The organism is Halobacterium sp. NMX12-1, from assembly GCF_040435975.1.
Taxonomy (GTDB): Archaea; Halobacteriota; Halobacteria; order Halobacteriales; family Halobacteriaceae; genus Halobacterium; species Halobacterium hubeiense.
On record NZ_CP159204.1, the window covers coordinates 772,636 to 794,173 of the forward strand.

The following is a 21,538-nucleotide window of genomic DNA, read 5'->3' on the forward strand; positions in this document are numbered from 1 at the left end:
TTCAAGCGGTTTATACCGTCTCGGTTCCTCTAGTTGTCTAATGACGGACTCGGAGCCGGAAGTCACGCGGCTGTTCGGTGGTCCGGGGAGCGGGAAGACGACCGCGCTCCTCGACCACGTCGAGGAAATTCTCGAAGACGACGACGTGGACGTACGCGACATCCTCGTCGTCTCGTACACGCGTGCCGCAGCGGCCGAGGTCCGCGAACGGCTCGCCGAGCGACTCGACGTCAACCCGCGCTCGCTGCGCGGGAACGTCGCCACGATGCACGCGAAAGCCTACGAGCTGCTCGGGCTGTCCCGCGGCGACGTCGTCGGCGAGGACGACAAAGAGGAGTTCTGCGAGGAGTACGGCATCCCCTTCGAGGACGAGTACTCCTCGGGGTCGCGGCGCACCGCGCGCTCGACCACGCTCGGGAACAAGGTCATCGCGACCTCCCAGTGGCTCCAGCGGACCAGCCGCGACGTCGCCGACTGGTACGACGTCCCGTTCCGCTGGAACGACGAGGAAGTGCGACTGCCCCCGGAAATCGACGAGAACGCGCAGGTCGGCAACAAGTACACGCCGACGTGGCCGTCCAGCGACGAGCGCTACGACATCCCCGAGGCGATTCGGGCGTGGCGCGCGTACAAGGGCGAGAACGAGCTCGTCGGCTTCGCGGACATGCTCGAACGCGTCCAGCAGCGCTCGCTGCTCCCGGACGTCGACTACCTCGTCATCGACGAGTTCCAGGACATCACCAGCCTCCAGTACGACGTCTACGAGGAGTGGCGCCCGCACATGGAGCGCGTGCTCATCGCGGGCGACGACGACCAGGTCGTCTACGCGTGGCAGGGCGCCGACCCCGAACTCCTCCTGAACACGAAGGTCACCGACGACGTCGTGCTGCCGAACTCCTATCGACTGCCCTCTGAAGTGCTGAAGGTCGTCCAGCAGGAGATCAGCCACATCGACACGCGACAGGAGAAGGACCTCGAACCCCGCAAGGAGGGCGGGAGCGTCGAGGCCGTCGAGAGCCCGTCGATGCTGGACCTCGTGCGGAACGTCCGCCGCACCATCGAGGGCTCCGACGACGAGACCGTGATGGTGCTGTTCCGCGCGCGCTACCAGCTGTTCGACTTCGTCGACGAGTTCATCGGCGAGGGCATCCCGTTCAAGGCGCTGACCGACCAGCGCCTCTGGACGGACCGCCTCCAGCAGTACATCTCCGCCGTCGAGGCGCTGGAGAACGACGACCCCATCGACGGCCTGCAGGCCCGCCGCCTGATGGACATGCTCCAGGACTCGGCGTTCGGCACCCGCGAGCGCAACGACCTCCGGGAGGCCATCGACGAGGCGCAGGGCGAGGACACCGACCTCACCGAACTCACGTTCACCGCGGAGTTCATCCGCGACTACGTGCCGTTCGTGCCCGGCCCCTCGGCCGCCGCGGACATGCTCCGGAAGGTCACGCGCTACCAGCGCCGCAGCATCGACGCGTACTTCCAGGGCGACTACCGCGGCATGGACCCGGACCGCGTGCGCGTCGGCACCATCCACTCCGCGAAGGGCCGCGAGGCCGACCACGTCTTCGTCTCCACGGACCTCACCGAGAAGGTCGTCGAGCAGATGGCGGCGACCGCCGACCCCGAGGACATCCCGGAGGGCGTGGAGTTCACCTCGAAGACGAGCCCCGTCCCGATTCTGACGGACAACGAGCGCCGCGTGTTCTACGTCGGCATGAGCCGTGCGCGCGAGCGCCTCGTGCTCCTCCAGAACCTCATCAACGGCGCCCCGACGCTCCCCATCGACGTGTTGCTGTACGGCGAGCAGACCGGGCAGACCCTCGACGAGGCGCTGGAAGCCGACACTCCCGTCCACCTCCCGTGAATGCGGCCCGCGGTGCTGGACAGCGCGCTCGCCGACGCGGGCGCTGACGCCTTCGTTTTCGTCGGGCCGGCCGGCGACCCGCTCGTTCGCGCCCTGAGCGGCGCCGCCCTCCCGTGTCGCGCGGCCGTCGTCTACGCCGGCCGCGTCGCCGTCGTCCCCGAGCGCCCGCTCCCCGACTACGTCTCCGTCCACGACGACGCGCGGGTCCTCGACCCCGCAGCGACGCCCGCCGAGCGCCTCCCCGGCCTCGTCGGCGACGCGGTGCTCGCGCCGCGGACGCTCCCGCACGACGCCGCGCTCTACCTCGACAACGCCGGCGTCGACGTCTCCTCGACAGACGCCCACCTGCGCGCCCGCGAGCGGAAGACCGACAGCGAACTCGCGGCGCTCCGCGACGCCCAGGCCGCTGCCGAGGACGGGATGGCGGCTGCCGCCGCCCTCCTCGCCAACGCCGCTGACGACCCGCTCGCAGACGACGCGGGCGACGTGACCGCCGAGCGCGTGCGCCGCGCCGCGAACGCGGCGATGGCGCAGGCCGGCGCCGACCCCGAAACCGTCGTCGCCGCGGAGGGAGCGATTGCCGCCAGCGACCCAGTCCCGATTCGCGTCACTCCACGAGTCGACGGCTACTACGGCTGGCTCGCGCGCACGTTCGTCGCGGACAGCGACGGCGGCTGGGAGCGCCGCGCGACGCTCGCCGGCCAGTACGCCGTCGACGCCGGCATCGACATCGTGGACGTCGGCGAGACGACCGTCGACGCCGCTGCCGACGAGGTCACGGCGGAACTCGGTTCGTACGGCTTCCCCCCGACCGCCGGCACCGGAACTGTTCACGGCGTCGGGCTCGAACGCCGCGAGCTTCCCGCCGGCGACGACGCTATCGAGCCGGGCGCGGCGCTGGCGGTGCGCGCGGAGCTGGACGCCGAGAAGACGGTGTGGGTCGCGGACCTCGCCGTTGCTACCGAGGACGGTGTCGAGCGAATCGGGGAGTTCCCGCGGTCGGTCGTCCCGAAGCCCGACTACTGATTCTCGTCGTCGGGCTCTTCGACGACGGCGTCCGTGGCCTTCTGCACGGCGAGAATCGGGACGTCCGTCGGCATCGTCACGTACTGCTCGAAGGCGATGATGCCCGCGGCGAACCCGAGGAACACCCAGCCCGTCGCGTCGCCCGCGAGCAGCGTTTCGACGCCGAACAGCGCGGCTGGCGCGGCGAACGCCACCGCGACGGCCAGCGAGACGGCGTCGAGGAGTCGCATACCCGTCCGTGGGCGCTCGGGCCACATAAGCCCGTCCGAAACCACAGCGTTTTCGTTACGGATAACGAATCTGTTAGCGTGTTCACCGGCATCATCGAGGAGACCGGCACTGTCGAGTCGGTCGTCGACGAGCCCGACGGCCGCCGCATCCGCATTGCGACCGACGACCTGACTGGGTTCGGCCACGGCGACAGCGTCAGCGTCGGCGGCGTCTGCCTCACCGTCGAGGAGTTCGGGGACGACTGGTTCACTGCGTTCACCGCCACGGAGACGCTCGAAGCGACCACGCTGGATTCGGTCCGCGAGGGCGACGCGGTCAACCTCGAACGCGCGCTCCCCGCTGAGGGGCGCCTCGACGGCCACATCGTGCAGGGGCACGTCGACACGACCACCGAAGTCGTCGCCGTCGAGGAGGTCGGCGAGGACTGGACGTACACGTTCGCGCTCCCCGAGGGCCACGAGCAGTACGTCGCGCAGAAGGGCTCGATTACGCTCGACGGCATCAGCCTCACCGTCGCCGACGTGGACGACGAGAACGGGACGTTCTCGGTCGCGGTGGTGCCGACGACCGACGACCTCACGACGCTCTCCGAGCGGTCGCCCGGCGACCGCGTGAACGTCGAAGTCGACGTCGTCGCGAAGTACGTCGAACGCCTCGACACCTACTGACGGTCGTCGCCCGCGTCGAGGTCACTGACGAGGTACGTCGCGTCCTCCTCACTGCGGCTGGCGGCCTCGTCGAGGCGGCCAGCGCCCGTGCGCTCGTAGGCCGCGCGGTAGGCGACGAGCTTCCGGTAGAGGACGTAGAACAGCGCGCCGTCGTAGACGACGACGAACCCGATGAACGCGAGGCCGGGCGCGACGCCGAGCGTGTCCGTCAGCACGCCGAGGTTCGTCACGACCGTGTTGTACGTCGCGTGGATGACCGCGGCGATGACCAGCCCCTTCACGACGATGGGGCCGGCGTCGTCGGGGTTGAACTTCGCGAGCCCCAGGTAGTAGCCCGCGAACGCCGAGTAGATGACGTGGCCGGGGCCGGCGAGCGTGCGCACCGCCGCGGTCTGGAGGCCGACGTCGATGGCCGCGGTGCTGCCCGCGGCGCCGGCGGCCAGCACCACCTCGCGGCCGATGTAGATGGCGTTCTCGATGGTGGCGAACCCGAGGCCGGCGACCGCGCCGTACACCGCGCCGTCGACGACCGCGTCGAAGCGGTCGCTGCGGAACGCGTACAGCCGAATCGCGAGCCACTTCACGGTCTCCTCGACGGGACCGACAATCAGGAAGTAGTAGAGCGCGGGCGCCAGCACCGTAATCCACAGCGGCGCGTCCGCGGTCACCGACCCGAGGAACAGCCCCGAGAAGACCGTGTTGAGGACGGCGGCGAACCCCGCGAACAGGAACCCGAACGCGAACGTCACCACGAGCAGTTCCAGCGGCTCCCGCTTGGTCGCGTCCGCCTTCCAGACGAACGCCGCCATCCCGAGCGCGGGCACCACCGACAACAGCACGTAGAGCGCGACGACCGGCCGGTCGACGAACACCAGCCCGAGCGCCGCCGCGAACTGCGCGAGGACGATGAGCACCGCGAGCACGACCACGCCCGCCCGCGCGCTCGTCACGATGCTGCCGTACAGCCACGACGAGAGGCGGTCCAGCGCCGTGCGCGGCTCCCACGTCGCCACGTCGTAGAGGTCCTCGTCGCCCCCGCTCGCGCGCTGGACTGGGTCCCGTTCGGCCGACATAGTGGCGTCGTTTCTCCCCCTCCTTCTTGAGTGTGTTCGCGGCGCCGCGACCCGCTCCTTCCATTGTACCTACCTCCTTAAGGGGCAATCTTATGCGTGCGTCCGCGCTCCCCGTGTGTATGCCACACAGTCCCAGTCGCGGCCTGCTCTACTCCGCGCCCCCGACGCCCGAGTCGAACCGACGAGACGACGCCGAAGCCGAGGAGCCCGACGCGACCGCCGAGCCGACGCCCGCCGCCGCCGACGACTGACGCCGCACTCGTTTTACGGGTTCGACGGCCGGCAGCGACAGCGCTACTCGATGCGACAACGCTGAAAACCCCGCGCGCCGAAAGAGGGGTATGCTCTTCGACCAGCGGACCCGGGCGGCGCTCCGGGACGCCGGCCTCTCGCAGGACGACATCGCCGACATCGAGGACGACGTGGCTGCGCAGGCCCGCGAGGACGCTCGCCGCGTGGAGTCGTTCTTCGACGGCCGCGACGTCGTCTACTCGGACATGGAGTTGACGCACTCGCGCTCCGAGTTCCCCGAACACGACTTCGACTACGTGGACCTGTTCACGCACAGCGAGGACGTCCGCGGGTTCGTGCGCTTCGAGACGTGGGGCGCGTACGTCGAGGGCGCGCGCGTGCTGGAGGAAGCCGCGGGCGAGCCGACCGTGGTGGAGTTGACGCTCGGGCCGACCGTCGACGCCCGCGTGCGCTTCGCCGGCGACCGGAGCCGCCTCGAATGACCCGGGTTCGCGTCCGCGGCATCTACAGCACCGCGCTCACCCGCCGGCTGCTGGACGCCGGCTTCGACGTGGTGGACGCGTCGCCGCCGATTCGCGAGCGCTTCGACGCCGACTTCGACACCGAGCCGTACGACGTCGACGTCTGGATGACGCCCGACCGGCAGGGCGTCGGCGTCTCCGGGCAGCCCGAACACGCCGACGACGTGCTGGACGTGGTCGGTGACACGGGCATCGACGCGTTCGTCTGGCCGGACCGCGCGGCCCGCGGCGCCGTCTTCAACGCCGTCGTCGAGCGCACCGTCCGCGGCGGCGCGGTGGTCGCGCTCGCGGACGACCACGAGGGCTACCTGCCGTTCGACGCCGCCGACCAGCACGTCGAGGAGGGCGACCACGTGCGCGTGCAGGTCCACGACCCGAACCCGTGGTGGCTCGACGACCGCCCGGTCGTCGGCACGGACCTGCGCGCCATCGGCGGGCTCGCGAGCCTCGAACGCGGCGTGGACGCGCTCGTCGCCGGGACGCCCGACGGCTCGCGGAACCACGAGCTCGCGCGGACGACGGAACTGCTCACGCCCGAGGTCCCCGACCAGTGGGGCGTCCAGTGGCACTACGCCGCGGACGGCGCGAGCATGGACGCGCTCGGCGACGCGCTCGACGACCTCGTCTCGCTGGCGAACCGCCTGGAGGAAGCGATTGCGGACGCGCCCGCGCCCAGCGACACTGCGCCCTACCGGGTCGCGGCGCCCGAGCGCACTGTCTGGACGTGGTTCGGCCGGGACTCCCGGTTCGCGCTCGACGACGCGCGCCGCGCGGTCACGGGGACGATGGACGGTCACCACCGCATCAAGGCCGGCAGCGAGGCCGCCAGCGGCGCCGTCGACTTCGCGGAGGCGCTCGGCGCGAGCACGGACGGCTTCCCGTTCGGGGCGGTTACCGACCAGTTCGGGCCGACCGAGGGCGACCTCGTCGCCATCGAGCACGGCAAGCCCGACGGCCGCCTCATCACTATCGGGCGCGGCGAGGTCACGGACCGCGACCGGGACGCCGGCCGCGTCACCGTCCGCCGCGAGATGAGCCCGGGCGGCGCCTACGACGCGCTCGGCATCCCGCGCGAGGCGGGCGACGTCGCCACCACGCGGTTCACCGAGGGGAACTGGTGGTATCCGACCGTCTACAAGGGGACGGACGGCCACGTCAAGGGGACGTACCTGAACGTCTCCACGCCCGTCGAGGTGTTCCCGGACGCGGTGCGCTACGTCGACCTCCACGTCGACGTCGTGAAACACGCCGACGGCACGGTCGAAGTCGTCGACGAGGACGAACTACAGGAGTGCGTGGACGCCGGCTTAGTCAGCGAGGAACTCTCGGAGAAGGCGCTGTCGGTCGCCGAACGCGTCCGGTCAGCCGTCAGCGACGACTAGAAGTGCGAGTCGGAGTCCGGGCTGCCCTCGCCGCGGCCGCCGCGGCCGCCCTCGTTGCGGTCGACGCCCATGTAGCTCTCGGGCTGGTCGCCGCCCCAGCCGCCGCCGTCGCCGTCCGTGAACCGGACGACAACGTCCTCGACCTCGTCGAACTCCGCGGCGAGGTCCATCTTGATGCGCTGGGCAGTCCGCGGGCTGATGCCGCAGCCCGAACACGCGCCCCCGAGTTCGACGACGACCTCGCCGTCCGCGGGGTCGGCCTTCCGGACGGCGCTGGTGCCCCCGTGGCTCCGGATGATGGGCATCTGGGCGGTGAGCCACGTCTCGACGCGCTCGTGGAAGCTCCCCGCTCCCGCTGTCTCGCTCATGCCTACGCTTTGGGCGGCCGCGGTTGATGTAGTTTCGGTTGAAACGCTAGGCATCGTTCGTGTCCAACGCCACCGTTTCGACTGGAACACGGGCGCCTACTGCTCGCCGCGCACGCCTCAGTCGCCCCGCCGCCACGCCGCCAGCGCGGCCGCCGACGCGCCCGCGAGCGCGGCGAGCGCGCCGAACCCGGGGACGCCGCCGCCGGATTCGCTACCGCCGGACTCGTCGCTGGCCTCGGTCGCCGTCGTCGTTGCAGTGGCCGCGGTTTCGGCGGCCGTGGTCTCCGTCGCCGTGCTCGTCGCGACCGCCGTCGTCTGGAGTTCGGGCGGGTCGGGCTGCTCGCCCGCGCGGTTCGGGAACGTGTAAACGCCCGCGTCGTACGTCTGCCCGCCCATGTCCCCCGCGACGAACGCGTCCTCGGTGGCGTACCGCGCCGTCCAGAACCGCGCCTCGTCGGGCTGTCGCCACCACGCCAACTCCTCGGGGTTGGCGGGGTCGCTGACGTCGTGCATCTTCACGCCGCCCTGGTACCACGACGTGTAGAGGCGGTCGCCGCGGAACTCGAAGTTGTGGCTGGTCGTCCACGTGCCGTTCTGCGTGCCGTCCGGCGTCGGTGGCGGCGCGATGAACGACAGTTTCTCGGGGTTCTGCGGGTCGCTGACGTCCCAGAGGTCGATGCCGCCCTGCGCGGGGTCGCCGTCGCTGGTGTCGACGTCCCACGCCTCCGCGCCCGACGCGAGCACGGACGCGTCCTCGTTCACGGCGACGTAGTGGGAGTTTCCGGGGACGGAGAGGCTCTCGGCGCCCGCCTCGCCGGCCGGAATCTCCTGTAGCTCCTCGACGCTGTAGTGCCCGAAGTGGTTGACGTACTCGGGGTCGGCGGGGTCGCTGACGTCCACCAGCCACGTCCCCGCGTCCCAGTGCGCGACGTACAGCGTGTCCTCGTGGACGTAGACGTCGTGGCACGAGCGCAGTCCCGCGTAGACGTTCTGCAAGCGCTCGTCGTGGTCGACGCTCGACCACCGCCCGACCTCCTCGGCGGTGTCCCCCGAGACGTCGACCATCACGACGGGGTTCTTCGCGCCGTTGTACGCCGTGAGGTACGCCACGCCGTCCTGCAGGTAGGCGTTGTGAACCGCGAAGTCGGTCTCGTGGAACCCCGTCTGCTCGGGGTTGGCGGGGTCGCTGACGTCGAAGACGACGACGCCCTGCACGGTCTCGCCCCGCGTCGGGTTCGCCGGCCCCACCGCGATGAGCGTCTCCCCGTCGAGTTTCACGTCGTAGACCATCCGCATCGGCCCGTTCTCGCGGTCGGCCAGTAGCGGCGCCACGCGGACGAGCAGCCGGGGGTCGGCAGGATTAGAGATGTCGACGGTCGCGATGCCGTCGGTTGTCGCCACGTACGCCGTCTCGCCGGCGTCGCCGACCACGACCTCCTTGGTGCCGTCGAGGTCGAGGACGCCCAGCGGCTCGAACGCCGACTGCCGGGCGCTGGCGGTCGTCGCGGCGAACGGGAGGGCGGCGGCAGCGGCACTCGCGCGGAGCACGTCTCGTCGTCGCATACCGCTCCCTCCGCCGGTTGCGTGGAAAAGTCCTGCGGGGATTTGCTCGGCGTGAGTTCTCGCCGCGCTCGCGCTCCGTCGGCGGTGCGCCCCCGCCAGTCCACTCGGTGTTCGGGGCGAGTCGCTGGCAACCGAATTTATCCGCGCGGACGCCGAGCCATCGCGTATGGATTACCGCGAGCTGTTGCTGCTGCGGGCGGCCCGGGAGACGGGCGTGCTGGACGCGCTCGTCTCGAACGCGTACACAGTCGACGACGTGGCGCGCGAGGCGGGCGTCACCGAGCGCGCCGCGCGCGTGACCGTGGACGCCCTGTTGGACATGGGCCTCCTGGAGGAAGTCGAGGCGGGCGTGGAGCCGACGAACCGGATGCTGGGGTTCGTCACGAAGACCGACGTGCGCTCCATCGGCCGGCTCCCCCACGAACTGGACACCGTGGAGGCGCTGGTCGCCCTCCCGGAGACGATGCGGACCGGCGAAGTCCCGGAGCGAACGGGCGACTGGACGCGGAACCGGCTCGGTGCGCGCGCCGCCGAAGACGACGCCAGCGTCCGCGCGGCCGTCACCGCGGCCGTCCGAGAGCATCCCGGCGCCGAGGACGTGCTCGTGGTCGCGGACGGCCCCGGCCAGCACGCCGTCGAGTTCGCGCGCCGCGGGTTCGACGCGACGCTGCTCGACACGCAGGCGGTCGTGGACGCCGTGGACCCGCTGCTGGAGCGCGAGCGCGTCGACCTCGTCGCGGGCGACCCGCTGGAGGGCGTCGACGGCGAGTTCGACGTCGTCTTCCACGCTGGCGTCGCCCGCGAGTACGGCCCGGACGACAATCGCCGGCTGCTCTCGGCGGCCAGCGACGCCACGGCAGCCGACGGGCTCGCGATCCACGTCGACGCGTTCCGCGACGGCACGCCGGACGCGGCGGTCGCCGCCGAACTGCTCGCGACGACCGAGCAGGGGGCGTGCTACGAGGAGGGCGCGGTCGGCGAGTGGTTCGCGGACGCCGGGTTCGCGGACGTTCGCGCGGGCGACGTGCCCGGCACCGACTACCGGTTCGTCACCGGGCGCAGGCGCGCAACTGAATAGGCTGGGCGGCGAATCCGGGGTATGGAGTTCGCGGCGTTCCGGGCGGAGATGGTCGACAGCCTCGCGCACGACACGAAGGCCGCCGTCCAGGCGCAGTCGACCGCGCGAGCGATGCGCGAGGTACCCCGCCACGAGTTCGTCGAGGAGGGCCGGCGCGCGTACACCGACCAGTCGCTGGAACACCGCGGCACGCGCGTGCTCGCGCCCTCGACCGTGGGCCGGCTGGTGGACGCGCTCGCGCCCGCCGAGGACGACGACGTGCTCGTCGTCGGCGCGGGCGTCGGCTACACGGCGGCCGTGCTCGCGGAAATCGTCGGCGCCGAGCGCGTCCACGCCGTCGACATCGACCGGCAGGTCGTCTACGACGCGCGCTCGAACCTCGCTGACGCGGGCTACGGCGACGTGCTCGTGGACTGCCGGGACGGCGCGCGCGGGTTCCCCGAGTACGCGCCGTTCGACCGCGTGCTCGTGGAAGCGGCGGCCGTCGACCCGCCAGCGGCGCTGCTCGACCAGCTCGCGGACGGCGGGCGGCTCGTCTATCCCGAGGGGACGACCGACCAGCGCCTCGTCGCCATCGAGGACCGGGAGACCGCCTCCGTCCACGGGCCGGTGGCGTTCGCGCCGCTGCTCGTCGACGGCGAGCAGGCCAGCGCCCTCGAACAGAACCGGACCGTCCGCGAGGACCGCGAGCGCGCGGCCAAGGAAGCCCAGTCCCGGAAGGGCTGGGAGCAGGACTGGATCGACTGGGAGTAACTGGTCGCCGGTGCGAGTTCTTCGCTCAGGTGGGACTGACCCTCGGTGGTCGAACCGCGGTGTCGTGACGTGCGTTCGCGCGTGGGATTCTGGGTTGTGTTACTGTCCTCGGACGTAGTGTTCGACGGCGGCGATGGCGCCGATGACGACGAGGAAGACCGGCCAGACGCCGAAGTAGAGCGAGGTAAAGTCCTCCATCGAGCCGCCGGGGAGTCTGTCCGCGAGACAGTACCCGGTCAGCAGTAGCGTCAGCAGCGGCGCGGTGGCGGCGTCGTACTCGAAGTAGAGGTAGACCGGGATGGCTCCGAGCAGGAACGTCCCGGCTATCTTGATTCAGTGAGAGAATCCTGCCGTTTACGGCGGGCGTGAATCGCGTAAGCTCCGTGGCACAGACGACCGGAGTCTCCTCGGCAGGAACCCCAACGCTTAGTATCGACCGTGTCGATGGTTGACACACGGGTTCCGCCGACTCCCGCCGCGTGCGACGGCGGGAGTCGGGCCGCATTCCACCCATGTCTGCGGTGCGCGGGAAGCCCGGGTGATGGGTTGCCCCCGAGAAGGTGTGAACCGCGCCGGTGGCTGTGCCACGAGCCACGACCGCCACGGAGAGAGCCGCGTTGAGAAACCGCGGGGCAATGACTCGGTGGCGGATGGGAGCCCCCGTGACAGGGCCACAGGACGCTCCCGAGCGAGGGCCGAAACCCGCCCCGCCGACCTCGGGAGAGCCAGTCCTGAAACCGACCGGCACCGGGCCGGGTTCCCTCTGTGCAGGGAAGCCGCGCCGTTCACGGCGCGGAGGATGTCACCCAGAACGTCCACGCTCCAATCTGGGTGGCGAGGGTGGTGCGGGGACCGGGGCCGCTCGCGCCTAACACGAACGTGGCCCACCAGTGGAGGAGCGCCGTGTTCACCACTCCGGCGGCGACTGCGAGGGCGAGGCGATTGTTCCAGGAGGGCATCAATTACAGATTAGCGGCTGTCAAAATAAATGTGGGGAATTTTGACCCTATGAATCCGACAGTTCGACGTATCGTAGGTTGTGGGAAGTGTACCTCGAGTGAGTCGCGCCCCGCCGGCGCGGTCCTCGCAGTCCTTATGAGTGAGCCGCTGGATGGAGGAGATAATGGGCGTGCGTGATCTCCTTGCCGGCGCCAAGATCGACCTCAGGCGGCTGCTGAGCGCTTGGCGTACCATCGTGTTCTCTCGGCAGACCGATGAGTACTCGGTTCAAGACCGGTGGCACCCTGGATCGCCCGGAGCGAAACTTGCGTTCTGGGCATGGAGCATTCTGGGGGTCGTCCTCATCGGTGTCGTTTATCCGTTCGCTGCGCTCGGCTTCTGGACGCGCTACGTCGGCCGGCAAATCGACCGCATCGTAGCTGGCCTCGGCGTCCTCGTCATCATCGCTGCGATGGCCGTCCTCTGGGGTGGCCTCACGGCGCTCGCCTGGGACCGCCTCCCGACAACTGGCTTCCGCGCCGTGCTCGCGGCAAGCGTCGTGGCGACAGCGTCGGTCGGCCTCAGCTGGGTGTTCGCCCGCTACGGGTCGCGCCGCCTCACGCTCGTCTTCGCGTACCCGTTCGCCGTCGCAGCTATCTTCGTCCCGCCGGTCACCGCCGCGCTGTTCTCGCCAGCTATCGGCGCCGGCCTGCTCTCGGAGAGCGAGCTGTTCGCCGAATGGCTCCTCAACAACGTCGTCATCGGCGGCCTCAGCACGACCATCCGTCAACAGTTCGAACTGGCAGGGCTCGCCTTCATCGGCATGTGGTTCGGGTTTGCCGTCCCCGTCGGCTGGGCGCTCGCACTGCTCGTTTCGCTCGCGAATCTGATCCGGCCGCGTACTCGCAGGAACCCCCAGCAGTAGCAGCCCCCACGCGAACGGACACCGTTGCAGTTTGGCTTCCGATCATCTGCGGCCGTGCACTGGACAGCCGAACACGGGACAGTCACGAGCGGTGTTTCTGTACCGCCAACACACTGTGTTGGCGTGCGTCCACCGACGCTAGTCCGGGTTTTCGGGCGGCACCGCCTCCTCACTGCGTTCGTCACTCTGGTCGGCTTGGTAGTCGACGGCCTGTTGCTGGAGGGCGTCGATCCGTGGGACGTCGGTCACATTCGAGAAGAGGACGACTGCTTCGAGGGTCTCGGAGTCGGTCCGGGGGTCGTCACCGGCGAGGATTTCGACGGTGTCGGTCTCCTGTTCGAGCCACTGGCGTGCGCTTTCGAAGCCACGCCGCGAGAGCTCCTGTGGCGGGCCTGAGAGCACGACTAGCGCGCGTTCCGCGCTCGCAATGTCACAGGGGAGGGTGAGCCGGGAGTTGGCGGCCCGCCGGACGAGCGATTTGACTTTCGCGGCGTCAGTTGTTTGTGGCTCCGTCTCGTCGCGAACGCCGAGCCACGAGAGCAACCGAGCGAGGACGCCGGACGGCGTCGACTCGAGCTCGGTTGCGGCGTGCCCGATCGACGAGAGGCCACCCGGTGCGAGCGTGCGAATCATGTCGCTGGAGTCAACCGCGTTCTCCGCGACCGTCGAGGAGTCGAGTTCGCCCGCCGCGAACAGCGTCACGACGCGCGCTGCGAGCGCCTGTGTTGCCTCGTCGTGGCCAGCATCGTCCAAGCGGGGCTGCCAGGTTTCGCGGTCGAACGTGAGCATGCTGTCTGCTGCGGGCACGATCGAGCGGAGCGCGCGGCCCGCGTTGACGGCCGCCTGGCCGCCCTCGGATTCGGCGGGCAGGACGCCCAGTGCATACACCGGCTCGTCGTACGTCGCCTGCAGCTCCTCGATGAGCACCGACCCGGCGCCGCTGCCAGTGGCACTGCCGAGCCCGGCGACGACGAGGATGCCGTCGCAGTCATGAATGGGTAGCGAGTCGAACGCCCGCCGGATCTCGGGCAGGTCGTTCCGTGTGACGTCGACGGCGAGGTCCGGATCGTCGACCCCCTGCTCGTCCACTGCCTGGTGGGTGTCGCCGATCAGGAACCGCTGCGCGTCAGCCACCATCTCTAGGTCGTCGGGGACAGTTTGGGAGATCTCGCAGACGAGCGCGTTGCCGTGGCTGAACGTCCGCTCCGTCTCCGCTTCCACTGCGAGGATGCGATCGACGATCCGACTCCCGGTCTCGCCGACCCCAACGAGTGCGAGTTCCATTAGACAACCGGGTCGAGGTCGTCGTTCTCGTCGGTGATCAGGTCGTTAATCTCCTCCTCGCGGACGGCTTCCTGCTCGGCGATCTTCTCTTGGGCGTCGACGGCCTGGTTCTGGATTTCGTCGATCCGCGGGGTTTCCGTGACGTTCGAGAGCAGCACCGCGGCGGCGAGCTGTGGGGACTGCTTGCGCGGGTCGTCACCTACGAGCACTTCCACCGTGTCAGCCTCCTGTTCGAGCCACTGGCGGGCGCTCTCGATGCCTTTCCGCGAGAACTCGCTGGGCGGCCCCGAAACCACGACGAGAACGCGGTCGGCGCTGGAGATCTCCGCGGGCACCGTGAGTCGGGAGTTGACCGCGCGACGCACGAGCCCCTGAATCTTCGTTGCGTTACTTCCGTCGTCTTGCTGGGTGGTCTGGTCGCCGCTCCACCGGTCGAGAAGCCCCTCGCCTGCCTCGTTATCCACTTGGGTTGCGGCGTACCCGATGGTTGAGACCCCGCCCGTGTCGAGGGTGCGAATGATGTCGCTGGAGTCCATGGCGTTCTCCGCGACTTCCGAGTCGTCCGTTTCGCCGGCCGCCAGCAGCGTCACCAGCCGGGCAGCCAGCTCGCGGTTCATCTGCTCGTACCCTTCCTCGATCGTCTGTTCGCGAGCCCGCCAGGCGTCGTTGTCGAAGCCGATGAAGTTGTCGACCTTCGTGACGAACGACTGCAGCGACCGCGCGGCGTTCAGCGCCGGCCGGCCGCCTTCGAACTCGCCGGGCAGCACGCCGAGGCCGTACACGGGCTCGTCGTACATCTCCTGGAGCGCGTCGATGACGACCGGGCCGCCACCGCTGCCGGTGCCGCCGCCGAGGCCGGCGACGACGAGCATCGCGTCGACCTCGTGAATTTCGATGTCGTCGAACGCGCGACGAATCTCCTCGATATCGGCCGAGGCGACTTCGGCGCCGACTTCGACGTCACCGCCAACGCCGTGGCCTTTCGCCTTCTGGTTCGTGTCACCGATGAGGATCCGCCGCTCTTCGGGGATGTAGTCGGGCTTGGCAAGGTCCGTTCGCGCGGTGTTGATGGCGTGGACGTGTTGGCAGAGGTTTCGATCCGTTCGGGATTCGAACTCAAGCATTCGATCGACGATTTTGCTGCCGGCGTTCCCAACGCCGATCGTTGCGAGTTTCATGGTGGTCGTTCTATCCCGTCATGGATATTTAAAACCCGCGAGTATTGAAACATCAATGATGGGTTTCCTGTAGGCGGTTCTTCACAGGCGGTCCGAGGCGGATGCCCTGACCCTTGAGGTCGGGGAGGAAGCCGACACCAGATGACACAAACCACCGGTCTCAAACACGTGCGTTCTCGCGGGACTCGCCGTTCCGAGCCCCACTGCTAGGCACTGGTGTAGGAAAGCTTGGAAGAACCGATGACGCCGCCCTCAACAGCGCCTATGTCCCTCTTCCAAGGTCGGTCGGGCTCAATGGCTCCAACCAACAAGAACACATTCTGTATCGGTCCAATTAAACCTATCGGGCGGTCCGATACGCCCCAGTTTGCACATGTTTGTATTTACATCATAGAACTTTTACTTCTCTCTTGGCGGTCGGGTGATGGCCCACGTTACCCCATCCGAACTTCCGCCCCATCGCTCAAACTCGAACTCTGTCGTCCGCGCTTCGAGATCAACCATTGCAACCCCGATCCGTTTGACCGACGCGTCGAGAGCGGTTGCAATGTGGCGACTTTTGACAAATAGCCGTCCCTCTGTGGCCTCGGCGTCCAAGTACTGGAGGATTCTGTCCTGTAACGCGGGTTGGCTTGCTTCAGACACATCTATGCTGGCCCCATCATCGTTATCAACTTTTCGCGAACCAGTTACTGTCTCGTTTGCGAGACAGCGAGTTCAGTTTGTCCTCCGGTTCGGGGCAGTCACGCTGAGTGGCCGGTTCTCCGCTCACACGGCGAGTGCGACGCCAAATCCACGGCCACGCCCCCCCCTCTGAGCAAGCGTGTCAGGTTTCCGCGGTTGTATACAGTGCGAGGCTGCAGACGACGAGCAGGGCTTCAGCGAGCTTTGCGCCCAACGCGTTCCAATTGAGCGACCCTTGCATGTAGAACGCCGAGAGGAATCCCTCAAACCCGCCGTAGAAGAAAAACGAGAGGATGGTGACGAACGCGTAGGCGGCCGCCACGAGGTAGAGCTCGCGCCGCCAGTACCGTGTCAGGTATAGTCCGACGCCGCCCAAGAAGCCGAGACCGTTGAGCGCAAACAGGACGCCCAGCGTCTGACTGAAGCCGTAGAACTGTGGCGCCAACAGCAGGTGGATAATGCCGGTCAGCTACCCACCCCTAAAGGGGTGGGCTTGTCGGTGGACTCCCGTTCTGCCGACACAGGTGTGTCGGACGCCACGTCAGTCGCGTTCACAGTCATAATCCCCGACTTCAGGGCGTACTGACAGAACGCCCCTCCAGCGGGGGACTTCTGCCCCCGCTGGAGTTGCAGCGCGAGTTTTCGGGCCACGTTTTTCGCCGCGTTGTAGTCGGCGTTCACCGAGTACGAACAGTCCAAGCAGGCGAAACGTTGCCCGTCACGGTTTTCGTCGAGCGTACACCCACACTTCGAGCATTGCTGGCTCGTGTAGGACGGTTCGACTGTCTCAACCACGATGCCGTGTTCCTCGGCTTTGTATGCGACTTGCTCCTGCAACGCACGGAAGGCCCACTGTTGGAACTTCTTGCCGTCGCTGATGCGCTCTCGAATCTGTTCCAGGTCCTCGAACGCGATGTGGGTGCAGCCATGACGCTTGGCTTCCGCGACGAGTTGTTTGGAACACCGATGCAGGTAGTCCTCACTCCAGCGCCCGAACCTATCCCCGATGCGCTGGTAGGTCAGGTGGGCGCTTTGCGTCCCCGTCTGTTGCAGACTGGCACGTCGGTTCTCGAACTCGCGGCGCTTGTGGTTGAGGTCGTCGGCGTTGCCGACGAACTCGCCGGTGCTGGTGACGGCGATGTGGTCGTCGACGTTGCAGTCCACGCCAAGGACGCTCGAATCCTCGGCTTTCTCAGGACTGGCAACGTCGAGTTCCCGTTCCATCGCCGCGTGCAGGTAGAACTCGTCGGCTTCGCTGTCGTAGTGGACGGTGCTTGTTGAGAAGTCGTAGTCGTCGTTGAGCAGGTACTGGCCGTGCGGTGTGCCTTCGGGATTCTCCGGTAGGTCGTACTCACACTCGACTCTACCGTTGACGGTGGCGAGGCTCACCTTGTCGCGGTAGTAGGTGGCGGCTCGCTTGTCGTAGACGATGCTGAACGTGTCGTAGTGGGGCTTGCTGGTGTTCTCACCCTCGGCAAGCCGGTCAACGCAATTGCTAATATCGTCGGTGGCGCGTTTGATAGCCTTCTGCACGAGGTTTGCATGCAGATAGTCGGTTTCTTCCCGTAGATCGTCGTAGATGGCGGCTTCGGCTTCGCTCTTGCTGGTTACGCAGTCCTCCTCAGGATAGCGCCACGCCCAGTCCGCGGTGCGGTTGGCACAGTACTGAAACTTGCTGTTGGTGGCGTGGAGGTCGCTCTTGCGGTCGTCGGGCACATCAAGGCGAACCCGTACCGTTCGAGTTACCTCCCACGCCATACCTCACAGTAGTAGCTACTCTTTATTCATATTTTTGAATGGTGTTGGGGAGTTAGCCCTACCGTAGTCGGTGGATTGCTGCTCGGAGCGTACGCGCTTCCTCCCACCCCTGAAGGGGTGGGCTTCCGCGCTGTTACCGCTGTGACATGCTCCCTGCCGTTCACGGCGCGGCGGATGGCACCCAGCTGAGACAAACCGTCGTCTCTCGAAAAGGACTTTATACGCTGTGTCGACGTACGCTGCGATATGAGCAAATGGCCGGATTACGCCATTACTGCCGTTCGATACGATGGCAACACGATTGAACGAGTGCGGGTCTATGAGGGCGATGGAGCACAGTTGACTGATCGGCAGACGAGATCGCGAACAGCACTCCTGCTTAGCTTATTCGTGCAACGAGACTACTGTACGGCGTATCAGGATGGCAATGGGGAGTGGCGGAAGGGGGCTGACGTGGAGACCGTAGACGTTGCCGGGACGACATACATTCGGACTGATGGCAACGACATCGCGAGCGACGACCTGGGCGAATTACCGGACTTTTAGCTGAATTGAGGCGCTAAACCCCCGTCATCACGGAGCGAACGAAGTGACAACGTGGTTGCCGCGGAGAACTACGAGTTCCGGTCGATCCACGCTTTGAATTCTTGAAAGTCCTTCATGCCCGCTTGTTTTCCAATATCTCTGAGCGTGCCTTCACGGAGTTCGTCGTGGAGTGAAACTGGCACAGTCCGGCGGTCGGAGTTCTGCTCTTCGGGCGGGTCCCAGACGAGGATTGCGTGGTCGACGTTTGTCCGATCCCAGCGATAGATGCCGCTGTTGACCATCGCTGGGCGTCCTCGTCGCGAGGTGCCGCGTCCACTCGATGGCCCACTGGAAGGCAGGGTCCGTGCCGCCCTCCCCATGGAGGTACCACCAGCGCGCCGCTTGCAACACCACGATGGGGTTCGTCGGCGGCTGCTCGCCGGCGAGCCCACGCGTAATCGATTCGATGTCGTCGGGCACGTCACTCAGGTCGACGTCGCCCGTCTGCGTGGTTTCGAGGTCGATGGGAATCGCGTCGATCGAGACATCCGTCGACCGTTGATCGTGGCTCACAGGAAGTCACCTCCGTGAGGACTCTCGTGGGAGCCCCCGCCTACTCTCCGGGGCCCGATAAAACACCGCCGTAGCCGTCCATACCGAAGGCTGTCAGTACGGGGTTCCCCGCAAGCGCTTGCGCCACCATCCAGCGGGGAGCCATCGAAAAATCACACGCCCGTTGGTATTAGTCTGTTTAATAATGTAGTATATGGACAATCGTCGATATTAAGACGGTCCGCACGAACAGAACGAGTATGAGTACCAGACACATGGACGAGGCGACGGCTGAGGCGATCGAAGATCTGCCGCCGAGCGCGAAGCTCGTCGCGAAAGTCCTCGAACACAACGACGGCCTCACGCAGAGCGAACTTGCGGAAGAGACGCTGCTCCCCGACCGTACCGTCCGGTACGCGCTCACCCGCCTCGAAGAACAGGACGCCGTCACCGCCCGCTTCTCCTTCACTGACGCTCGGAAACGCGTCTACTCGCTCGAGTAAGCGACAGTAGTGCTTCCCGGCTGGCGAAGCGCGTGTAGCAGGCCATTCGGAGCCCGCTGCTGAGGCAATCGAGCTGTCTCTCCATCCGAGCGCTACGAGTCGTCCCGCTCGGCGAGAATGTCCGCCGCAACGTCCTCGACGTGCTGTTGATGGGCTGCCGACACGCCAGCCGCCCGCGCAGCCTCGAGCTGGCCATTCACAACCGCGTTCTGCTGTGGTCCCCACACGTCGACGGGCTCCGATTGGATGTATTCGACCCAGCGCTTGACGCCCTCGATGCGCTGCTCACGGACGCGTTCGTGCTTCTCGTCGAGCTGCTCACGCACGTTTGAGTCGTTCATACTCGTCTTCGACCCCGAGTCGAGTCACCCATGTTTCGAGCCGCGACGCACTAAGTGTTTCCTCGAACAGCGTGTACAGGTGGACCGCATCCTCGACGTCCTTCTGCGTGCCGAGGTAGAGTTTGTAGGCGACCTGTAGTTCGAGCGGGCCGATCGGGATTATTCTGCCGCCGGTACGAGCGGTGATCGCATTGTTAAGCGAGGCGGTATCGAACTCGTCACAGACCGTCTCCTGGCTGTTCGTTGTGGCCCGGCCACCGCACTCCGGCACTGGTTATCAGTTCGTACGTCCTCGCCGAAGGTCGGCATTCGCGATGTATCGCTGGACGCCGTCCATCACCCACGAGCCGGGACGCACGGAGAGTTTGCGTGGCGGCGCGAGTTCCCTAGCTCTCGTCGGTTGCGGCGTCGACGGTTCTGTAGAAGGCCGCAACGGGTAACAGATTCTGCCGTAGGTCGGTAAGTACAACTAGCTGTCTGATTTTCTACGCAACTCTACCGATCACTGTAAACCCGAGCGTGGATCGCTGAAGACCCCACTCCCAAGGGTAAGCAGGTTAAGAACCGTTCAGCGCCGCCAAAATACGAATGTTTGCTGGGGGGTTAGGCCGAGCTCTGGTTTTCCAGCGTGACTTCTTCCTGCGTGATAACCGTTCGCGTCCCCTGGCTACCGATTCCGGTAACCGTCACTTGCACAGTTATTTCGTTCCCAGCCTCAGTGCTATTAACGGTTATATCACCGTTTGTACCGCCGTATTGGATTGTTGCGGAGTCACCGACTTGGTCGAGCGTGGCATTCCCGTCGGCATTCTCTGCCGCCACTTCCAGCTCAGCTGCGGTGCCTTCGCTAATCCAGGTCGCAGTTGCAGTCCCGTCGTCATTTACGCTCACGTCCGCGCCTGCTTGGACGGTCTCGTTGACGGAGTCACCGAAGCCGAGGACGAAGCTGGCGATGACAGCAGCCAGAATCACGGTGATAGCAACCATGAGGATAACCCCAATGACTGGCGACACACCGCGTTCGTCGCGATCCGGAATCTCAAGTGTAATCTTCTTCATATGTTTGGTGTGCACGCAACCCAAAGGGATACGGTGGCACTCCACGAACAAAACTGTGGAGCTAGCCCCCTCCGTTTCCCCGTGTTGGATTCGCGCGTAGCGTCACGTATCAACCGTACATACTTAAAGCACACCACCAATTAACGAGTTACTAACCAAAACTATCGCACCTGATTCCTCGCATGCCCCTCCCTACACCGCAAGCGCTCGCCCGAACGTACCGTCCACCTGGATACGACGACCCGTGGGAGTGCGTTACAGACTACCAGCGCGTGCTCGAATACGCGACCGAGCACCCAGACCGTGGGAGCAGTGCAGTAGCCACTCGACTCGACTTACCGCGTAGTCGTATCCGGCCATGGATGAACGAGAGTCGCCCCGACGTCGTGCGGGGCATTCAAACCGCCGAAGCGAACGGCTGGCTTGCCGACCACGCCACCCCCGAAACAACGACGGCGCTCGTTGCGCTCGCTGCGTGGGCCCTCAGTGGCGGCAGCATCAACCACGGTGAGGGTGGCGCGCACGTGTACTTCTCGCTCGACCATGACGACGGTGACTGCTTTGCCACGCTCGCCTCGACTGCTGGCTTCGAATACCATGTCGTCAACGAAACGACGGCTGAGCGAGCGACTGAAGCACGGCCGGCGACAGATGGTGCCGTGCTCGCGCGTGTGTTGATCGCTATGGGTGTGCCGCGTACGGCGACGGAGAAGCAGGACACAACCAGTCTGCCAGCGTTTGTCGACGCGCTAGGTGAGGCGTTGCGACTGACTTTCGCTCGGGTGTACGTGTTGAATCGCGGCGCGAAGCATCCGGATAAAGATACGGTGACGATTCGTGTAGAGCGGTCTGACGCATATCTCGACGAACTCGTAGGGGTACTGCGGGCTGTGTCGGGTGAGCCAGTGACGCGAACAGGGAAGACAGTGACAGTGTCGGCAGCAGCGGCGCGGGTTTTGCTTCCTGCGTAGCGGCTGTAGTGTCCGTACTCGCATCGAGCGCTGG

Annotated in this window: 24 protein-coding genes and 1 pseudogene; 12 read left to right on the forward strand and 13 right to left on the reverse strand. The window is 66.6% G+C overall.

What is annotated here, in order from left to right; genetic code table 11:
* The first annotated feature begins 40 nt into the window (after positions 1–40).
* Positions 41–1,870 carry an ATP-dependent helicase gene (locus ABSL23_RS05535; RefSeq protein ID WP_353634982.1) on the forward strand — a complete coding sequence of 610 codons (1,830 nt, stop codon included), beginning with the start codon at positions 41–43 and terminating at the stop codon, positions 1,868–1,870.
* On the forward strand, positions 1,871–2,896 hold the full coding sequence (locus tag ABSL23_RS05540) for a M24 family metallopeptidase (RefSeq protein ID WP_353634983.1): 1,026 nt from the start codon (positions 1,871–1,873) through the stop codon (positions 2,894–2,896).
* Here the strand turns inward: ABSL23_RS05540 and ABSL23_RS05545 are convergent.
* A complete protein-coding gene (locus ABSL23_RS05545; RefSeq protein ID WP_353634984.1) occupies positions 2,890–3,126 on the reverse strand; it encodes a hypothetical protein in 237 nt (78 codons plus the stop codon). The genes ABSL23_RS05540 and ABSL23_RS05545 overlap by 7 nt on opposite strands.
* A gap of 78 nt (positions 3,127–3,204) precedes the next feature.
* Here ABSL23_RS05545 and ABSL23_RS05550 point away from each other — a divergent pair, with 78 nt between their 5' ends.
* Positions 3,205–3,795, forward strand: a complete 591-nt coding sequence (locus ABSL23_RS05550) for a riboflavin synthase (RefSeq protein WP_353634985.1) — start codon at positions 3,205–3,207, stop codon at positions 3,793–3,795.
* On the opposite strand, the gene ABSL23_RS05555 is transcribed toward ABSL23_RS05550, so the two are convergent.
* Positions 3,789–4,868, reverse strand: a complete 1,080-nt coding sequence (locus ABSL23_RS05555) for a PrsW family glutamic-type intramembrane protease (protein ID WP_353634986.1) — start codon at positions 4,866–4,868, stop codon at positions 3,789–3,791. The two genes, ABSL23_RS05550 and ABSL23_RS05555, sit on opposite strands and share 7 nt — an antisense overlap.
* A 119-nt stretch (positions 4,869–4,987) precedes the next feature.
* On the opposite strand from ABSL23_RS05555, the gene ABSL23_RS05560 reads away from it, so the two are divergent.
* The 3 genes from ABSL23_RS05560 to ABSL23_RS05570 all read left to right on the forward strand — a co-directional run bounded on the left by ABSL23_RS05560 (position 4,988) and on the right by ABSL23_RS05570 (position 7,023).
* Entirely contained in the window at positions 4,988–5,119 is a 132-nt protein-coding gene (locus tag ABSL23_RS05560) for a hypothetical protein (protein WP_353634987.1), read from the forward strand.
* A 90-nt stretch (positions 5,120–5,209) separates the two neighbouring features.
* The gene (locus ABSL23_RS05565) at positions 5,210–5,602 is read left to right on the forward strand and encodes a hypothetical protein (RefSeq protein ID WP_353634988.1); all 393 of its coding nucleotides are present in this window, start codon (positions 5,210–5,212) and stop codon (positions 5,600–5,602) included.
* Positions 5,599–7,023, forward strand: a complete 1,425-nt coding sequence (locus ABSL23_RS05570) for a DUF402 domain-containing protein (RefSeq protein ID WP_353634989.1) — start codon at positions 5,599–5,601, stop codon at positions 7,021–7,023. Before ABSL23_RS05565 ends, ABSL23_RS05570 begins: the two co-directional genes overlap by 4 nt.
* Here the strand turns inward: ABSL23_RS05570 and ABSL23_RS05575 are convergent.
* Both ABSL23_RS05575 and ABSL23_RS05580 read right to left on the reverse strand, forming a co-directional pair.
* Positions 7,020–7,391, reverse strand: a complete 372-nt coding sequence (locus ABSL23_RS05575) for a NifU family protein (protein ID WP_353634990.1) — start codon at positions 7,389–7,391, stop codon at positions 7,020–7,022. The two genes, ABSL23_RS05570 and ABSL23_RS05575, sit on opposite strands and share 4 nt — an antisense overlap.
* A 117-nt stretch (positions 7,392–7,508) precedes the next feature.
* Positions 7,509–8,954 carry a hypothetical protein gene (locus ABSL23_RS05580; RefSeq protein ID WP_353634991.1) on the reverse strand — a complete coding sequence of 482 codons (1,446 nt, stop codon included), beginning with the start codon at positions 8,952–8,954 and terminating at the stop codon, positions 7,509–7,511.
* A 166-nt stretch (positions 8,955–9,120) separates the two neighbouring features.
* On the opposite strand from ABSL23_RS05580, the gene ABSL23_RS05585 reads away from it, so the two are divergent.
* Both ABSL23_RS05585 and ABSL23_RS05590 read left to right on the forward strand, forming a co-directional pair.
* Positions 9,121–10,032: a hypothetical protein gene (locus ABSL23_RS05585; protein WP_353634992.1), complete on the forward strand. Its 912-nt coding sequence runs from the start codon at positions 9,121–9,123 to the stop codon at positions 10,030–10,032.
* 21 nt (positions 10,033–10,053) lie between these two features.
* Entirely contained in the window at positions 10,054–10,785 is a 732-nt protein-coding gene (locus ABSL23_RS05590; protein ID WP_353634993.1) for a protein-L-isoaspartate O-methyltransferase, read from the forward strand.
* Between the two features lie 785 nt (positions 10,786–11,570).
* Here ABSL23_RS05590 and ABSL23_RS05595 read toward each other — a convergent pair.
* Positions 11,571–11,744 carry a hypothetical protein gene (locus ABSL23_RS05595; RefSeq protein WP_353634994.1) on the reverse strand — a complete coding sequence of 58 codons (174 nt, stop codon included), beginning with the start codon at positions 11,742–11,744 and terminating at the stop codon, positions 11,571–11,573.
* Between the two features lie 164 nt (positions 11,745–11,908).
* On the opposite strand from ABSL23_RS05595, the gene ABSL23_RS05600 reads away from it, so the two are divergent.
* On the forward strand, positions 11,909–12,649 hold the full coding sequence (locus tag ABSL23_RS05600; protein ID WP_353634995.1) for a hypothetical protein: 741 nt from the start codon (positions 11,909–11,911) through the stop codon (positions 12,647–12,649).
* A 138-nt stretch (positions 12,650–12,787) separates the two neighbouring features.
* Here ABSL23_RS05600 and ABSL23_RS05605 read toward each other — a convergent pair whose 3' ends face one another.
* The 4 genes from ABSL23_RS05605 to ABSL23_RS05620 all read right to left on the reverse strand — a co-directional run bounded on the left by ABSL23_RS05605 (position 12,788) and on the right by ABSL23_RS05620 (position 17,553).
* Entirely contained in the window at positions 12,788–13,933 is a 1,146-nt protein-coding gene (locus tag ABSL23_RS05605) for a tubulin/FtsZ family protein (protein ID WP_353634996.1), read from the reverse strand.
* Positions 13,933–15,111 carry a tubulin/FtsZ family protein gene (locus ABSL23_RS05610; RefSeq protein ID WP_353634997.1) on the reverse strand — a complete coding sequence of 393 codons (1,179 nt, stop codon included), beginning with the start codon at positions 15,109–15,111 and terminating at the stop codon, positions 13,933–13,935. The genes ABSL23_RS05605 and ABSL23_RS05610 overlap by 1 nt, the downstream gene beginning before the upstream one ends.
* Positions 15,112–15,937: 826 nt before the next feature.
* On the reverse strand, positions 15,938–16,240 hold the full coding sequence (locus ABSL23_RS05615) for a hypothetical protein (RefSeq protein ID WP_353634998.1): 303 nt from the start codon (positions 16,238–16,240) through the stop codon (positions 15,938–15,940).
* Between the two features lie 20 nt (positions 16,241–16,260).
* Positions 16,261–17,553, reverse strand: coding sequence for a transposase (locus ABSL23_RS05620; protein ID WP_353634999.1), 1,293 nt, complete (start codon positions 17,551–17,553; stop codon positions 16,261–16,263).
* Positions 17,554–17,799: 246 nt separating this feature from the next.
* On the opposite strand from ABSL23_RS05620, the gene ABSL23_RS05625 reads away from it, so the two are divergent.
* Entirely contained in the window at positions 17,800–18,099 is a 300-nt protein-coding gene (locus ABSL23_RS05625; protein ID WP_353635000.1) for a DUF3892 domain-containing protein, read from the forward strand.
* Between the two features lie 150 nt (positions 18,100–18,249).
* Here the strand turns inward: ABSL23_RS05625 and ABSL23_RS05630 are convergent, their stop codons facing one another.
* Positions 18,250–18,651, reverse strand: a complete 402-nt coding sequence (locus tag ABSL23_RS05630; protein WP_353635001.1) for a hypothetical protein — start codon at positions 18,649–18,651, stop codon at positions 18,250–18,252.
* A gap of 239 nt (positions 18,652–18,890) precedes the next feature.
* Here ABSL23_RS05630 and ABSL23_RS05635 point away from each other — a divergent pair, with 239 nt between their 5' ends.
* Positions 18,891–19,133, forward strand: coding sequence for a helix-turn-helix domain-containing protein (locus tag ABSL23_RS05635; protein WP_353635002.1), 243 nt, complete (start codon positions 18,891–18,893; stop codon positions 19,131–19,133).
* A gap of 92 nt (positions 19,134–19,225) precedes the next feature.
* Here the strand turns inward: ABSL23_RS05635 and ABSL23_RS05640 are convergent, their stop codons facing one another.
* The 3 genes and pseudogenes from ABSL23_RS05640 to ABSL23_RS05650 all read right to left on the reverse strand — a co-directional run bounded on the left by ABSL23_RS05640 (position 19,226) and on the right by ABSL23_RS05650 (position 20,533).
* Positions 19,226–19,474 carry a hypothetical protein gene (locus ABSL23_RS05640; RefSeq protein ID WP_353635003.1) on the reverse strand — a complete coding sequence of 83 codons (249 nt, stop codon included), beginning with the start codon at positions 19,472–19,474 and terminating at the stop codon, positions 19,226–19,228.
* A pseudogene (locus ABSL23_RS05645) lies at positions 19,452–19,694 on the reverse strand (hypothetical protein); the annotation flags it as partial. The gene ABSL23_RS05640 and the pseudogene ABSL23_RS05645, both read right to left, overlap by 23 nt.
* A gap of 383 nt (positions 19,695–20,077) precedes the next feature.
* Positions 20,078–20,533: a type IV pilin gene (locus ABSL23_RS05650; RefSeq protein WP_353635004.1), complete on the reverse strand. Its 456-nt coding sequence runs from the start codon at positions 20,531–20,533 to the stop codon at positions 20,078–20,080.
* Between the two features lie 362 nt (positions 20,534–20,895).
* On the opposite strand from ABSL23_RS05650, the gene ABSL23_RS05655 reads away from it, so the two are divergent.
* Complete coding sequence (locus ABSL23_RS05655; RefSeq protein WP_353635005.1) at positions 20,896–21,504, forward strand: hypothetical protein; 609 nt, start codon at positions 20,896–20,898, stop codon at positions 21,502–21,504.
* Positions 21,505–21,538 lie beyond the last annotated feature (34 nt).